The sequence below is a fragment of the Flavobacterium sp. 22659 genome (genome assembly GCF_052044235.1).
Taxonomy (GTDB): Bacteria; Bacteroidota; Bacteroidia; order Flavobacteriales; family Flavobacteriaceae; genus Flavobacterium; species Flavobacterium johnsoniae.
In genome coordinates this window covers 179,392-192,613 of record NZ_JBQEMU010000004.1, presented here as the reverse complement: position 1 = coordinate 192,613, position 13,222 = coordinate 179,392, and the positions used below count along the sequence as shown (strand labels likewise).

At 32.9% G+C, this 13,222-nt stretch carries 14 protein-coding genes; 6 read left to right on the top strand and 8 right to left on the bottom strand.

Translation table 11 applies throughout. The features are described 5' to 3' along the window. Positions 1–57 precede the first annotated feature (57 nt). Complete coding sequence (locus tag ACTJIW_RS06385; RefSeq protein WP_073409655.1) at positions 58–495, bottom strand: DUF4268 domain-containing protein; 438 nt, start codon at positions 493–495, stop codon at positions 58–60. A 90-nt stretch (positions 496–585) separates the two neighbouring features. Here ACTJIW_RS06385 and ACTJIW_RS06380 point away from each other — a divergent pair, with 90 nt between their 5' ends. Next, positions 586–1,236 carry an NUDIX hydrolase gene (locus tag ACTJIW_RS06380; protein ID WP_440714945.1) on the top strand — a complete coding sequence of 217 codons (651 nt, stop codon included), beginning with the start codon at positions 586–588 and terminating at the stop codon, positions 1,234–1,236. Between the two features lie 127 nt (positions 1,237–1,363). Further along, complete coding sequence (locus ACTJIW_RS06375) at positions 1,364–2,173, top strand: lysophospholipid acyltransferase family protein (RefSeq protein WP_274252894.1); 810 nt, start codon at positions 1,364–1,366, stop codon at positions 2,171–2,173. 100 nt (positions 2,174–2,273) lie between these two features. Here ACTJIW_RS06375 and ACTJIW_RS06370 read toward each other — a convergent pair whose 3' ends face one another. The 3 genes from ACTJIW_RS06370 to ACTJIW_RS06360 all read right to left on the bottom strand — a co-directional run bounded on the left by ACTJIW_RS06370 (position 2,274) and on the right by ACTJIW_RS06360 (position 4,612). Beyond that, positions 2,274–2,906, bottom strand: a complete 633-nt coding sequence (locus ACTJIW_RS06370) for a hypothetical protein (protein WP_012024461.1) — start codon at positions 2,904–2,906, stop codon at positions 2,274–2,276. 8 nt (positions 2,907–2,914) lie between these two features. After that, complete coding sequence (locus ACTJIW_RS06365) at positions 2,915–3,409, bottom strand: RNA polymerase sigma factor (protein WP_073409791.1); 495 nt, start codon at positions 3,407–3,409, stop codon at positions 2,915–2,917. Between the two features lie 141 nt (positions 3,410–3,550). Beyond that, positions 3,551–4,612 carry a DUF3810 domain-containing protein gene (locus ACTJIW_RS06360; RefSeq protein ID WP_440714946.1) on the bottom strand — a complete coding sequence of 354 codons (1,062 nt, stop codon included), beginning with the start codon at positions 4,610–4,612 and terminating at the stop codon, positions 3,551–3,553. A gap of 84 nt (positions 4,613–4,696) precedes the next feature. On the opposite strand from ACTJIW_RS06360, the gene ACTJIW_RS06355 reads away from it, so the two are divergent. The 3 genes from ACTJIW_RS06355 (at position 4,697) to ACTJIW_RS06345 (ending at position 6,823) form a co-directional block, all read left to right on the top strand. Further along, positions 4,697–4,900, top strand: coding sequence for a hypothetical protein (locus ACTJIW_RS06355; protein ID WP_044047702.1), 204 nt, complete (start codon positions 4,697–4,699; stop codon positions 4,898–4,900). A gap of 5 nt (positions 4,901–4,905) precedes the next feature. Further along, the gene (locus ACTJIW_RS06350; RefSeq protein ID WP_121361755.1) at positions 4,906–5,199 is read left to right on the top strand and encodes a type II toxin-antitoxin system RelE/ParE family toxin; all 294 of its coding nucleotides are present in this window, start codon (positions 4,906–4,908) and stop codon (positions 5,197–5,199) included. Between the two features lie 163 nt (positions 5,200–5,362). Further along, complete coding sequence (locus ACTJIW_RS06345; protein WP_440714947.1) at positions 5,363–6,823, top strand: aminoacyl-histidine dipeptidase; 1,461 nt, start codon at positions 5,363–5,365, stop codon at positions 6,821–6,823. 310 nt (positions 6,824–7,133) lie between these two features. On the opposite strand, the gene ACTJIW_RS06340 is transcribed toward ACTJIW_RS06345, so the two are convergent. The 3 genes from ACTJIW_RS06340 to ACTJIW_RS06330 all read right to left on the bottom strand — a co-directional run bounded on the left by ACTJIW_RS06340 (position 7,134) and on the right by ACTJIW_RS06330 (position 10,846). Beyond that, positions 7,134–7,907 carry a carboxypeptidase-like regulatory domain-containing protein gene (locus ACTJIW_RS06340; protein ID WP_012024467.1) on the bottom strand — a complete coding sequence of 258 codons (774 nt, stop codon included), beginning with the start codon at positions 7,905–7,907 and terminating at the stop codon, positions 7,134–7,136. A gap of 251 nt (positions 7,908–8,158) precedes the next feature. After that, positions 8,159–10,063: a DEAD/DEAH box helicase gene (locus ACTJIW_RS06335; protein ID WP_440714948.1), complete on the bottom strand. Its 1,905-nt coding sequence runs from the start codon at positions 10,061–10,063 to the stop codon at positions 8,159–8,161. Positions 10,064–10,267: 204 nt separating this feature from the next. Next, a complete protein-coding gene (locus ACTJIW_RS06330) occupies positions 10,268–10,846 on the bottom strand; it encodes a non-canonical purine NTP diphosphatase (protein ID WP_440714949.1) in 579 nt (192 codons plus the stop codon). 75 nt (positions 10,847–10,921) lie between these two features. On the opposite strand from ACTJIW_RS06330, the gene ACTJIW_RS06325 reads away from it, so the two are divergent. After that, the gene (locus ACTJIW_RS06325; protein WP_440714950.1) at positions 10,922–12,700 is read left to right on the top strand and encodes an ABC transporter ATP-binding protein; all 1,779 of its coding nucleotides are present in this window, start codon (positions 10,922–10,924) and stop codon (positions 12,698–12,700) included. Here the strand turns inward: ACTJIW_RS06325 and ACTJIW_RS06320 are convergent. Further along, entirely contained in the window at positions 12,681–13,061 is a 381-nt protein-coding gene (locus tag ACTJIW_RS06320; protein ID WP_440714951.1) for a DUF2809 domain-containing protein, read from the bottom strand. The genes ACTJIW_RS06325 and ACTJIW_RS06320 overlap by 20 nt on opposite strands. Between the last annotated feature and the right edge of the window lie 161 nt (positions 13,062–13,222).

The window sequence follows — 13,222 nt, the reverse complement described above, 5'->3', positions numbered from 1 at the left end:
CTGTCGGGTTTGTTATATAAAAATCTTAGAACCTGAGTATCTCAGAAGCTTAGTGGCTTAGACATCAATTTCCTTAATAAACTCGTCATATTCCAGATAAAACATTTCGAGAGCGTGCATTTTTTCGTTGAAAAAATCAAAAATTGCGTCCCAGTTATTGCGGTTGCTAAAACCAACACCAAGTTTTTCAACCCATATTCGGCTTATGTTTTTGCCGCTTTCAAGAGTATAGTTTTTTTCAAAAACCAAATCCTTAATGAATTCTTCTTCCAGAATATTCTTTAAAGCTTCCAGTTTTTCGAAATAAGCATATCGTTTTTCATCGCTTCGGTGTTCAATGTCAATTAAAACCTGAGCTTTTTTATTGTCTACATAAAATTTAAAAGAGAAATCTTTTATTTTGGTATCATAAAGAACCCATTTTCTAGGATACTTTTCTGCAAAAGCTACCCAAAATTCCCTTTTCATTCTTTGTGATTCTTCTCTGCTGTACATTTTTATGGCTTTGTTTTAGAAAACTTGTAGAACCGCATTTTCTAGAGTATATTTATATTTTAATTGAAAGTACAAAAATAAACTTTGAATATGGATTTTCAACAATTTTTACAATATGTTCCTAATTTAATTCCAGTTGAACTTCCGGCAGAAACGGCACACGCTAAAATGGCACCTCTAGAACGCATTCAGGCGTTGAAAAACTTAGATATTAATGCAAAGAATCCGCGAATTGCTGCAGTTATGATGCTGTTTTATCCTAAAAACGAAAAAACACATCTTATTTTAATTGTCCGAAATGCTTACAACGGAGTTCATTCCTCGCAAATAGCATTTCCGGGAGGTAAATATGAACTTACAGATCGGGATTATCAGGAAACAGCTTTGCGTGAAACAAGCGAAGAAATTGGTGTTCTTCCTGAGAAAATAGAAATTATAAAGCATTTTACACCCATGTATATTCCGCCAAGTAACTTCTTGGTTCATCCGTATTTGGGAATTGCAAAAGAAGAACTTTCATTTTATCCGGATGCGCGTGAAGTAGCTTCGATTATCGAACTGCCGCTGTCTGTTTTTTTAGATGATGAAATTATGATCGAAACCACATTATCAACTTCTTATGGAAATGATATTCTGGTTCCGGCATTCTATATTGAAAATCATATTGTATGGGGGGCAACAGCGATGATTTTAAGTGAACTGAGAGATGTTTTAAAAACAACTTTTGCAGAAAATTCGTAATAGAATAAAATTAACAATTTGATATTCATGATAATAGTGTTTTATTCTGTAAATTGTATAAAGCTATTGCTAAAAGAATAATTTTTGTATGTTTGCGACTTAACCAAAAATAACACAAAACAGCATTATGGGATTGTTTAAACGAAATCCTTTCGGTCATATATTATTCATCAAGAAATGGTTAATCCGTATTTTGGGTGCCATGACACATAGAAGATATAGAGGTTTTAATGAATTGCAGATTGAAGGATCTGAAATTATTAAAACGCTTCCGGATACAAATGTTTTGTTTATATCGAATCACCAAACGTATTTTGCCGATGTTGTTGCAATGTTTCATGTGTTTAATGCAAGTTTAAGCGGACGTCAAGATACTATTAAGAATATTGGTTATTTATGGCAGCCAAAAATGAATATTTATTATGTTGCTGCAAAAGAAACTATGCAGGCAGGATTACTGCCAAGAATTTTGGCTTATGTTGGGGCTATTACAGTTGAAAGAACCTGGAGATCAAAAGGAGTTGACGTTACAGAAAAACGTGATGTAAACCCAAATGATACCGAAAATATTAGAATTGCTCTTGAAGACGGCTGGGTTATTACTTTTCCGCAGGGAACAACAAAATCTTTTAAGCCCGTTCGTAAAGGAACAGCGCATATTATCAAACAGCATAAACCTATCGTAATTCCTATTGTAATTGACGGTTTCCGTCGTTCTTTTGATAAAAAGGGACTTCGTATGAAAAAGAAAAATATACTTCAGTCTTTCATAATTAAAGAGCCTCTTGAAATCGATTATGAAAACGATACTATCGAGCAGATCGTAGAAAAAGTAGAATACGCAATCGAACAGCATCCATCATTTTTAAAAGTTATTCCTGCCGAAGAAATAAAAGCACAAGAAGAACTTAACAAAATGAGACAATGGGATTATTAGAATTTTAGGTTATTTTTTTGTTTCAGGTTTCAGGTTTCAAGTTTCAAGTTGGAAAACTAGCATCTTTGAGCCTTTGTCGCTCTGAACCTTTGAACCTCAATTAAAAATCAATCTTCTTCAACTCCTTGTAATTCACATACAATCTGCGTAAAAGAGTTCCGTACAATAATCTGTAGAAACACCAGAACACTCCAAAGAAACCTAGGATTACCAGAATTAAAATTCCAATTGTGGTAAACATTGCTTTTCCGTTTACAGCCAATTTTTCTCTTAAAAAAGCCATATCAGGATTGTAGACAAAAGCGATAAAAAAGCTTAAAATAGACGTAACCACAATCATTCCTAAGTTGTACCACACATAATACTGAACCGTTTTTCTGGTTCTTAAAATAGCGCTCATTAAAGATTTTGTAGCAACGGTTGTAGAAATCGTAGTATAATTTTTGTAGAAAATAAAAACAAAAATTAATCCCACCAGATAATTCAAATAAGTTAAATATTCAAGGGTAACAACAATCTCAGGATGATTTATTTTTCTTAAAACATCATCTGTGTTGATAAACAAGTTTGAGAAAGTCCAAAATGAAATTTCCAGAATACTGATAATCAAAATCCATTTTACAATAGAAGATGATTTTTTGTGAATCATTCTGTAGATTTCTGTTTCAGAAATTTGTTGAAAAGAATCAGAGTTCTTTTTCCAGTCTTTTTTTAATAAATCCAGTTCTTTCATAATAATTTTTAAGGATTTAGTATTTTTTTAAGTTTCCCTTTAATTCTATTCATTTTCACACGTGCATTCACTTCGCTGATTCCTAAGGTTTCGGCTATTTCTTGATAATCTTTGTCTTCTAAATACATAAAAACTAATGCTTTTTCGATGTCGTTGAGCTGATAAACTGCTTTATACATCAATTTTATCTGTTCTTCCTCTTCATAATTGTAATCAACATCTCTCACAAAGTGCTGATGACTTTCATAATCTACGGTAGATATGGTCCTTTTGGTTTTTCGGTATAATGTAATTGCTGTATTTAAAGCAACACGGTACGTCCAGGTCGAAAATTTACTGTCGCCTCTAAATTTTGGATAAGCTTTCCAGAGCTGAATGGTGATTTCCTGAAACAAATCTTTATGAGCGTCTTCGCCATCAGTATACAACCTACAAATCTTGTGGATTATATTCTGATTTGCCTGCAATTGTGCAACAAATGACTGTTCTAGATTTTCGCTCATAAAAGTATTAGTAGTTATGAAATCATTTTTGTTACAGTTAAATTTATTTTTTTTGACGCACATTAAAAGATTATAATTTCTTTTAGTTGTTTAATACAAAATAAAAATCCTTTTACTCTGTGCGATCTGTGGCAGAAAAATCTAAAATTTTCTCGTTTTATAATAATTAATCATCAAATCTATAAACTTGCTGTAGCTTTCCATTCCGTCTTTTTGATTGTTCGATTTCAGGAAATTATCATACAAAAAGTGAAAACCTTTATCTATAAAGGTGTCGTATTTTTTCCAGAAATCCTGGCTTTCCTGATAGTTTTTTAAAATTCCGGGATTTATCTCTTTTTTTAATTTTTCAAAAACTTTTTCATTTTTAAACTTCCAGATTCCAAGACAATAACGCAATGCAAAGCTGTATCCTGAATATTGAAAATATAAATTATCATTCTTCACACATGCCAAAACGCCGATAAAATTACATTCATTTTCACTCGCAAAACCAATTTGATGAGCCATTTCATGTGAAGCCGTGAGCGGGAAAGAATACATAGGCAGTAAATCATTTACCTGTGCTTCATTAGTAAACGGATTTAAATAACCGCCAAATCCCATATAAGTTAATGGAACGCTGAATAGTGATTTTTTAACGCTTAATGTGTTGTATTTAAAATATGGATGCTCTTGTGCTAGATTGTTATATCCGCTTAAATTCATTTTAAAAACTTCTTCCTGTAAATACGGAAGATAAATTTTCTCGTTTTTGTTTTTTGTGATCTTAAACTGGATTTCATTGGTTCTAACAATCAGTTTTTTTGTGAACGCTAATAAATCAGCATCGCTGTATTCTCTTTTAATTTCCATTTTCTGGAAAAGAGGTTCACGATAATAATTAAAAGCCCAAAGCACATGAAACAGAAAATAATAAACGGAAATTTTGCCTAAAATTTTTAAGATATGATCTTTCCATTCGGTTTTCCATGTTTTTCTAATTTTCCAGAACCAGCTGATAATTGATATAATCAAAATACCGTAAATGCTGTCGCCCACAGAAAAAGGAATTTTACCTAAAACTATTCGTAAGAAATGAGAAATTCTAATGTATAAATTGTTGCTGTAAAAGCCTTCAACAAAGTCAGGAAAAAAAGGAAGAACTTTTAAAAAGATAATCTGAATTAAAAGAAATAGGGGAAGGATATGTTTTCTTGTCACGGTTATTACGTTTGTATAAAAATAATAATTAAAAGATAGTTAGTGTTATTTTTTGTAAATTTGTTATTCAATAATAAGGAAAAAATGACACAAATCACTTTAAATATTCCAGATAATGAATTGTCATTCTTTATGCAGTTAATAGAAAAATTCAATTATGAAACTGTAATAAATGAATTTTCAGTGACTGAAGAAATGAAAAATTTGTTAGACGAAAGAAGATCAACTTCAAAAGCTGATGAGTTTCTTCCTTGGAATGAAGCAAAAAAGAAATTGCGTTTTAAATAAGGCAAATGATTTTTAATGTTGTTATTGAGCCAAGAGCGCTCGTTGATATACAAAATGCTATTGATTATTATGAGTCTAAGCAAAGCGGTTTAGGTGAGTATTTTTATAAAGTAATTGACGAACATTTAGATACATTATCTAAAAATCCTTTTTTTGAAATCAGATATAAAGATTATCGTGGTCTTCCCACTAAAAAATTTCCATTTATCATTTTTTATTTCATCGATGAGAAATTAAAAACAGTATATATTTTATCTGTTTTTAATACTTCAATGAATCCTGCAAAATATCCTCTTTAAGAAAATTAAATTTACTTTCGTATTTCTTGCTTTAATAGAATATTCGTGTAATTCTATTTTAAAGTCGTTTTAATTTGCGCTAATTCATGAAATTCGAGGCGGAAAAAGCATTTAAACTTTGTAACTTTGAGGCTCTTAATTGTTAAACATCAAACAAAATATAATGAGTCAGGAAATAAGAAATCTGGAACCAAAAGCACTTTGGAATAAATTTGCAGATTTAAACGCTGTTCCGCGTCCTTCAAAGAAAGAAGAGCGAGTAATCGAGTTTATGAAAAACTTTGGAAACAGCTTGGGTTTGGAAACTTTTGAAGATGAAATCCGAAATGTAATCATCAGAAAACCGGCAACTCCGGGAATGGAAAACCGTAAACCAATCGTAATGCAGGGACACCTGGATATGGTGCACCAAAAAAATGCTGATACCGTTTTTGATTTCGATACACAAGGAATTGATATGTATGTTGATGGTGACTGGGTTCGTGCGCGTGGTACAACTTTAGGAGCCGACAATGGGTTAGGAGTGGCAACTATTATGGCTGTTTTGGAAAGCAAAGATATTCCGCATCCTGCAATTGAGGCCTTATTTACTGTTGATGAAGAAACAGGAATGACTGGGGCTTTAAATCTAAAAGGTGGGATTCTGCAAGGACAGATTTTGTTGAATCTTGATACAGAGGAAGATGATGAAATTGATATTGGATGTGCTGGTGGAATCGATGTAACGGCAACAAGAACTTATAATGAAGAAGAAGTTCCTGAAGCTTCAGTTGGTTATACTATTACGGTAAAAGGCTTAAACGGAGGACATTCTGGAATGGATATTCATAAAGGTTTAGGAAACGCAAACAAAATTATGAACCGTTTATTATTTGATGGTTTTGAAAATTTTGGACTGCAGGTTTCTGAAATTAACGGAGGAAGTCTTAGAAATGCAATTCCGAGAGAAAGTGTTGCGAAAGTAATTATTTCTCAAATGTTTGATGAAGCGTATGTGTATGACATGCAGGAAATTATTTCTGATATTAAAGCTGAATACAAAACAACAGAACCTAACTTAACGATTGAAATTGTAAAATCTGATTTGCCTGAAAAAGTAATGGATTTAGGCGTTCAGGAAGGTATTATAAGAGCAATTTATGCTGCGCAAAACGGAGTTTACAGAATGAGCCCTGATATGGCTGATTTAGTTGAAACTTCAAACAATATTGCCCGCGTTGTTGTAAAAGACGGAGAAATTCTTGTGGGATGTTTAACACGTTCTTCTGTAGAATCTTCAAAATTTGATTTAGCTAATTCGTTACGTTCTGCGTTTGAATTAGTAGGATGTGAAGTAGAACTTTCTGGTTCTTATCCGGGATGGACTCCAAATGTAAATTCTGAAATATTAGAAGTTTTAAAAGATATTTACGAAAAACAAAATGGCGAACAGCCTAAAGTTGTAGCTTGTCACGCTGGTTTAGAATGTGGAATTTTAGGGACAAATTATCCAGGAATGGATATGATTTCTTTTGGACCAACAATTCACGGAGCGCACTCTCCAGACGAAAGAGCAAGCATTTCATCTGCGCAGAAATATTGGAAATTTGTATTAGAGATTCTTTCAAATATACCAGTTAAATAGTCTCGGTTTACAGTCTCAGTAGTCAGTTACGGTTTTCAGTTTCCTTAGATGCTGAAAACTGTGACTGCGACTGAAAACTTAATCCCTTTTTGGAGCATTTTTCTTCTCTCTTTTTTCTTCTTTCTTTTCTTTAGCCGTTTTTAACGGTTCTTTTTTTTGCTGTTTTTTAGCATCCTGACTTTTTGCCATTGATATTTGTTTTAATTGTTTTAAATTGATTATGAAGTAAATATAGCTTTTTTAAATCCTAAAAGGCATAAAAAAATCCCCAATTTTTAAAATTGAGGATTTGTATAATAAGAGTAAAGCTTTAATTCCTTTTTAATACTTTGTATTGCTCGTAACAACCGCTTATGGCATCTAAAATCTGTAAGTCATTTGCTGATTGAATAAAAGCATCAGAATAGTTGCAGCGATGCATAATTTCAGGGATTTCGTCTTTGCTTATTCCTAATAAAACAGCAATAGTTTCACGGTCGTATTTGGTTTCCAAAAGATTTCTAATTGTATCGTCTTTTTTCATGTCCTTAAGTTTTTTAAGCTCCCTGCTGTTTTTTCCGAAGAAATTATAAAGCATATCAGCAGGATTAAAAATAGAGCCCAATACTTTACCAAAAGCATTTGGAGAGTATTCTCCTGCTTCATAACCTTGTGTAAGGCCAGAAATACTATAACGGTAGTTTTCTTTTGTAGGGATCAGTTTAGAGTCAATTTCAAGATATCCCGTTAAACTGAAAGGGGCAATGATAACTTCTTCAAGAGCAATGGCTTTTTCAGTAAGCTGAATTCGAGTTACTTTGTTTTTTATCCAGTCATTTGTTACTCTGATTCTAAGAGATTGAAATCCTAAAAGAGAGAAATGAATAGTATCATTAGGCTGTACGTCAATTTCAAAATACCCTTTTGAATCTGATTTTGCACCGCGTACTTTGTTTGTGTTAATGATATTTACATTTGGAAGAGGCTGTTTACTATCGTCGTTTATAATGTAACCTGAAACTCTTTGCGGGGTAGATGAGTCAACATCTTGCGCAAAACTAACAGCCGAGAATAGTAAAAAAAAGAAAACTGCGAAATATTTCATATCCTGATTTAAAGCACTAAAAGTAGTAAATCGAGATTAAATATTTCGTAGTCTTGGAATATAATTATAAGAAAATTAACAATGGCATCAGTATAGCTTTTAGTATTTTAATAAAAAGCGGTATAGACGATAAATTAAAATACTTCGAATTAGAAAGCTTATTTTATAGAGTAAGATTCTGAATATAAAAAAATCCCAAATTCCAATTATGTCTGGAATTTGGGATTTTGTATTTTTAAGATATTAAATAATTAATCTCTTCTTGGTCTTCTTGGTCTTGATGAATCACCAAAACTTTCAGAACGTCTTGGAGCTCTGTCAGAACCACCTTCGTTTCTTCTAAAACCTCCTTCTCTTGGAGCAGAGTTTCTGTCGCTTCTAAATCCGCCTCCAGAACCTTCGCGTCTTGGAGCAGAGTTTCTGTCGCTTCTAAAACCTCCGCCAGAACCTTCACGTCTTGGAGCGAAGTTTCCTTCTCTTCTTTGTCCGCCAGAATTTCTTCCGCCGCCACGGTTGTTGTGGTCACGTCTTCCGCCTCCGTCATTTTTAGAAATTTCAACATTAATACGACGTCCTTCTAATTGAACGTTGTTTAAAATATCCATTACTTTATCAGTGTGCTCAGGATCAGTGTTAAAGAAAGAGAAACCTTCTTTTACATCTACTTTGAAAACGTCATCACGACCTAAGTCTAATGTTTCTTTCAAGTAATCTTTTAAAGACATCCAGTCGAAATTGTCTCTAGAACCAATGTTTACAAAATAACGAACTGCTCCGTTGTTGTTGAATTCTCTTGGCTCAGAATCACCTCTTTCACGTCTTTCTCCAGAAGATTGAGTAGAGATATCTTTATTCTTTTTGTAGTAAGTAATGAAACGGTTAAATTCTACAGATACCATTTTCTTAATCAATTCTTCTTTAGATAAATCTTCAAGAACATTGTTAATTGCTGGTAAATAGTTGTCAATTTCGTGATCAACCTCAGTATCTTTAATTTTGTTTGCTAAGTGCAATAACTGAATTTCGCAGATTTCGATTCCAGATGGAATAGCTTTTTCTTCGAATTTTTGTTTAATGATTCTCTCGATAGAAGAAATTTTACGTAACTCACTTTTTGTAACGATTACAATAGAAGTTCCTAATTTTCCAGCTCTACCTGTACGTCCAGAACGGTGGTTGTAAGTTTCAATCTCATCTGGTAATTGGTAGTTCACAACGTGAGTTACGTTATCAACGTCAATACCACGTGCAGCAACGTCAGTAGCAACAAGCATCTGAATTTGTCTTCCACGGAAAGATTTCATTACCCCGTCACGTTGTGCCTGAGATAAATCTCCGTGTAACGCAGCGGCGCTATATCCATCTTCAATTAATTTTTCAGCTACAGCCTGTGTATCTCTTTTAGTACGACAGAAAACTACAGAGAAAATATCTGGGTTAGCATCTGCCAAACGTTTTAGAGCTTCGTAACGATCACGAGCATTTACTAAGTAAAATTCGTGAGAAACTGTTGCAGAACCTGAGTTCTTAGCACCAACAGTAATTTCAACCGGTTCGCTCATGAATTGTTTTGCAATTCTGGCAACCTCTTGCGGCATAGTTGCAGAGAACAACCATGTGTTTTTTTGATCTGGAGTATCTGATAAAATAGATACGATGTCTTCATAGAATCCCATGTTCAACATCTCATCAGCTTCATCAAGAATACAGTAATCTATATTTTTAATGTTAACTAAACCTCTGTTAATCATGTCTTGCATTCTTCCTGGAGTAGCCACAATAATTTGTGCGCCTCTTTTAATCTCTCTAGCTTGCTCTGTAATACTAGCCCCGCCGTAAACTGCTACCACATTAATACCTTTTTCGTATTTTGAGTAGTTTTTAAGTTCGTTGGTAATCTGTAAACAAAGTTCTCGTGTTGGCGATAAAACTAATGCTTGTGTGTTTCTATTGTCAGCATCAATTTTTTGAATTAGCGGAAAACCGAAAGCTGCCGTTTTCCCTGTCCCTGTCTGAGCCAACGCAACCATATCTGTGTCTTTTTCCAATAATAGGGGAATCGCCTTTTCCTGTACCTCTGACGGATTTTCAAATCCTAGATCTAAAATCGCCTTCAGTAACGATTCATTCAATCCTAATTGTTCAAATTTATTCATATATGTATTTAAAATAGGGTGCAAAATTACTGTTAATTATTCACATAAACTAATGCAATTTCAAGAATTATACATTTGTTATGATTTGATTATCAAAAAGTTACGATTTAGGTAAAATGATTTTTTGTAAAAAATCCAGAATTTGCCCCAAAAACACGTCTGAAAATGTAAAATTTGAGCTTTAAAATGTTGTATTTGAAACAATTATTTTGTGGTAGTCAGGAAATCAATTAGTTGCTGAACTGCTTTTCCGCGATGTCCAATGGAGTTTTTTATTTCCAAAGGCAGTTCTGCAAAGGTTTTGTCAAAATTTTCAGGTTTGAAAATTGGGTCGTATCCAAAACCATTTGTACCTGTTTTGGTTTCTGTAATTTCTCCTTTTGCAATTCCAGTAAATAAATATTGCTTTCCTTCCAGGTTTAAAGTGATAACGGTTTTAAACTGAGCGCTTCGATTTTTGTTGTTTTCTAATGTCTTTAAAAGTTTATTCATGTTATCGTCGGCATTTTTTTGCTCGCCTGCGTAACGTGCAGAATACACTCCGGGTTCTCCATTTATAGCATCTACTTCCAGTCCAGTATCATCTGCAAAACAATCGTAACCATACTTTTGTGTTACGTAATCCGCTTTCAAAATGGCATTTCCTTCAATTGTATCTGCAGTTTCAGGAATATCTTCTAAACAATTAATATCTTCTAAACTTAATATTGTAATACTTTCAGGAAGCATGCTTTGTATTTCTGCAATTTTATTTTTGTTGTTTGAAGCGAAAACGAGTTTCATAGAATTAAGTGTTTAAATGATTTCAACACAAATTTAGAATTCTTATATTTGATATACTGCCTAAAAATAAAATAAATGCAATTATCTGTTTTATATAAAAAAATCCTGCCATTTGTAAAACCTTACAAAAAAATGGTAATTGCCACTTTACTGCTTACATTTTTAGGTTCGTTTGCGGCGCAGGTAAATGCTGTAATTTTAAAATATACCGTCGATACTATAAATAATTTAATGGTTGCCCACGAACCATTATCCAAAGGATTTCATTTACTTGGTATTATTAGTGTTGTATTGTTAACTAAAGAATTGGTTAATTCTGTGGTGCAGTTTGGGCAGAAATTCTATGGAGAAAAACTTCGTATTTTTATCACACGAGATATATCACAGACAATTGTAGAAAAAATTCTAAGTTATAGAATGGAATTTTATACTTCGGATGAAAATGAAAGCGGAAAACTTCAAACGAGAATCGATCTGGGCATTAGCAGTTTAACACGACTGGTTCAGAACTTTTTCATTGATATTCTGCCTTTGTTTGCCAACGCTTTTGTGGCTTTGGTAATTATGTTTTATGCCAATGTGTATGTAGGATTGGTTAGTTTGTGTATTATTCCTATTTATTTTTACATCAGCCAATTGCAAGCCACGAAATTAAGTGGTTTTAGGAGAAGAATGCGAAATTACCGTGAAACTAAAAATAACGGAATTATTAGCTTAATTGAATCTATAACTGTAATTAAATCTTTTGTTCGCGAATCGACCGAAGCAGATCGCCATGAAAAAATTCAGTATGAAATGACAGAAAATCAGCTGGAAACCAGAAAAACCAGTTTTATTTTTGAAAGTATTAAAAGTTTTGTCGAGCAGATAGGAGTCGTGATTATCATTATTTTGACAGCTTATTTTGTGCTGAATAATCAAATGACAATTGGTGCCATAATGTTTCATATTATGTTGTTTAATAATGTTTCGTCTCCAATCAGGCAATTGCATCGAATTTATGACGAGGTAAATGATGCTTTAATTTATTCAGAAGGTTTCTTTGATATTTTAGAATCAGATAAGGAAATTGAAACCAGCGGTAATTATATGCCTGAAAAAATTTCAGGATTGATCGAGGTTAAAAATGTAGACTTTGTTTACCCAAACGGCACTCAGGCGCTTTATGATATTAATTTTACGGTAAAACCTAATGAAACTACTGCTTTGGTAGGATTAAGCGGCGCCGGAAAAAGCACTTTTATTAATTTATTAGATAAATTTTACCTGCCATCATCAGGACAAATATTTTTAGATGGAGTTGATTTAGTAGATTATGATACCGACTTTTTACGTAAAAACATTGGTTTGGTTTTGCAGAAGAATCATATTTTTAAAGGAACTATTGCAGAAAATATTTTATACGGAAATCCCGAAGCTTCACACCCGGAAATTATCGAAGCGGCAAAACAAGCTTATATTCATGAGCAGGTAATACAACTGCCAAAAGGTTATGATTCTGATGCGCATTTGCTTTCGGGCGGGCAGCAGCAGCGAATTGCGATTGCAAGACTTTTTCTTAAAAATCCGCCAATTATTTTTCTGGATGAACCAACTGCCAGTTTAGATGCCATTGCAACAGAACAAATAAAAAAATCTCTCGATGCCATTAAAAAAGACCGAACTGTAATTATAATTTCGCACAGTATTTCTCAAATTATCGATGCGTCGAACATTATTGTTTTAGAAAAAGGACGATGCGTTGAAAAGGGAACCCATGATGAATTGTATGATAATAAAGGAACGTATTATCAAATATTTATGGCAATGGCAAACAGTTTAAACATCGAAAAAATCACACAGACTTTTGATTGAAATAATTCAAAATTATTTTTTCAAAAACAAAAACCGTAAAAATTCCAAAAGTATAAGCCAGAATATCTTCCCAAAGAAATCCCTGTCCTAAAACATATCTGCCAAAAAGTGTCTTTCTAAGTTTGATCATCCATTCACCTTGATACAATTGTAAAAATTCAATGCAATAGCAAATCAAAAGCGAAAGTAATGCAATTGAAAAAGCATTCTTAAATGGAAGAAATATTCGAACCAAAAAATAAATCATCACAGCGTACAGAAAGTCTCCAATCCATAATGGGGCAAATGTTGTTTTTCTGGAGCAGATTCCAATAAAAATGATGAATAGAAAAAGGGTGAAATAATAGATTCTGGATTTCAAGTTTAGACTGGTTTTGTTTAAACAAATTTATATTAAACAGCACACAGATGATACTGATTTAACAGGTTTATTATTTGTTTACTTCGTTAGTTAAGATAAACTAAGATAAAAGGAGTTTAATAGTACATTTTTAGGGAACGAAAAATACAAACCTTAAATGA

Excerpts from the sequence above, each read along its gene's own strand:
- ACTJIW_RS06385 (WP_073409655.1), bottom strand. The coding sequence starts at position 495 with ATGTACAGCAGAGAAGAATCACAAAGAATGAAAAGGGAATTTTGGGTA.
- ACTJIW_RS06380 (WP_440714945.1), top strand. The coding sequence starts at position 586 with ATGGATTTTCAACAATTTTTACAATATGTTCCTAATTTAATTCCAGTT.
- ACTJIW_RS06375 (WP_274252894.1), top strand. The coding sequence starts at position 1,364 with ATGGGATTGTTTAAACGAAATCCTTTCGGTCATATATTATTCATCAAG.
- ACTJIW_RS06370 (WP_012024461.1), bottom strand. The coding sequence starts at position 2,906 with ATGAAAGAACTGGATTTATTAAAAAAAGACTGGAAAAAGAACTCTGAT.
- ACTJIW_RS06365 (WP_073409791.1), bottom strand. The coding sequence starts at position 3,409 with ATGAGCGAAAATCTAGAACAGTCATTTGTTGCACAATTGCAGGCAAAT.
- ACTJIW_RS06355 (WP_044047702.1), top strand. The coding sequence starts at position 4,697 with ATGACACAAATCACTTTAAATATTCCAGATAATGAATTGTCATTCTTT.
- ACTJIW_RS06350 (WP_121361755.1), top strand. The coding sequence starts at position 4,906 with ATGATTTTTAATGTTGTTATTGAGCCAAGAGCGCTCGTTGATATACAA.
- ACTJIW_RS06345 (WP_440714947.1), top strand. The coding sequence starts at position 5,363 with ATGAGTCAGGAAATAAGAAATCTGGAACCAAAAGCACTTTGGAATAAA.
- ACTJIW_RS06340 (WP_012024467.1), bottom strand. The coding sequence starts at position 7,907 with ATGAAATATTTCGCAGTTTTCTTTTTTTTACTATTCTCGGCTGTTAGT.
- ACTJIW_RS06335 (WP_440714948.1), bottom strand. The coding sequence starts at position 10,063 with ATGAATAAATTTGAACAATTAGGATTGAATGAATCGTTACTGAAGGCG.
- ACTJIW_RS06330 (WP_440714949.1), bottom strand. The coding sequence starts at position 10,846 with ATGAAACTCGTTTTCGCTTCAAACAACAAAAATAAAATTGCAGAAATA.
- ACTJIW_RS06325 (WP_440714950.1), top strand. The coding sequence starts at position 10,922 with ATGCAATTATCTGTTTTATATAAAAAAATCCTGCCATTTGTAAAACCT.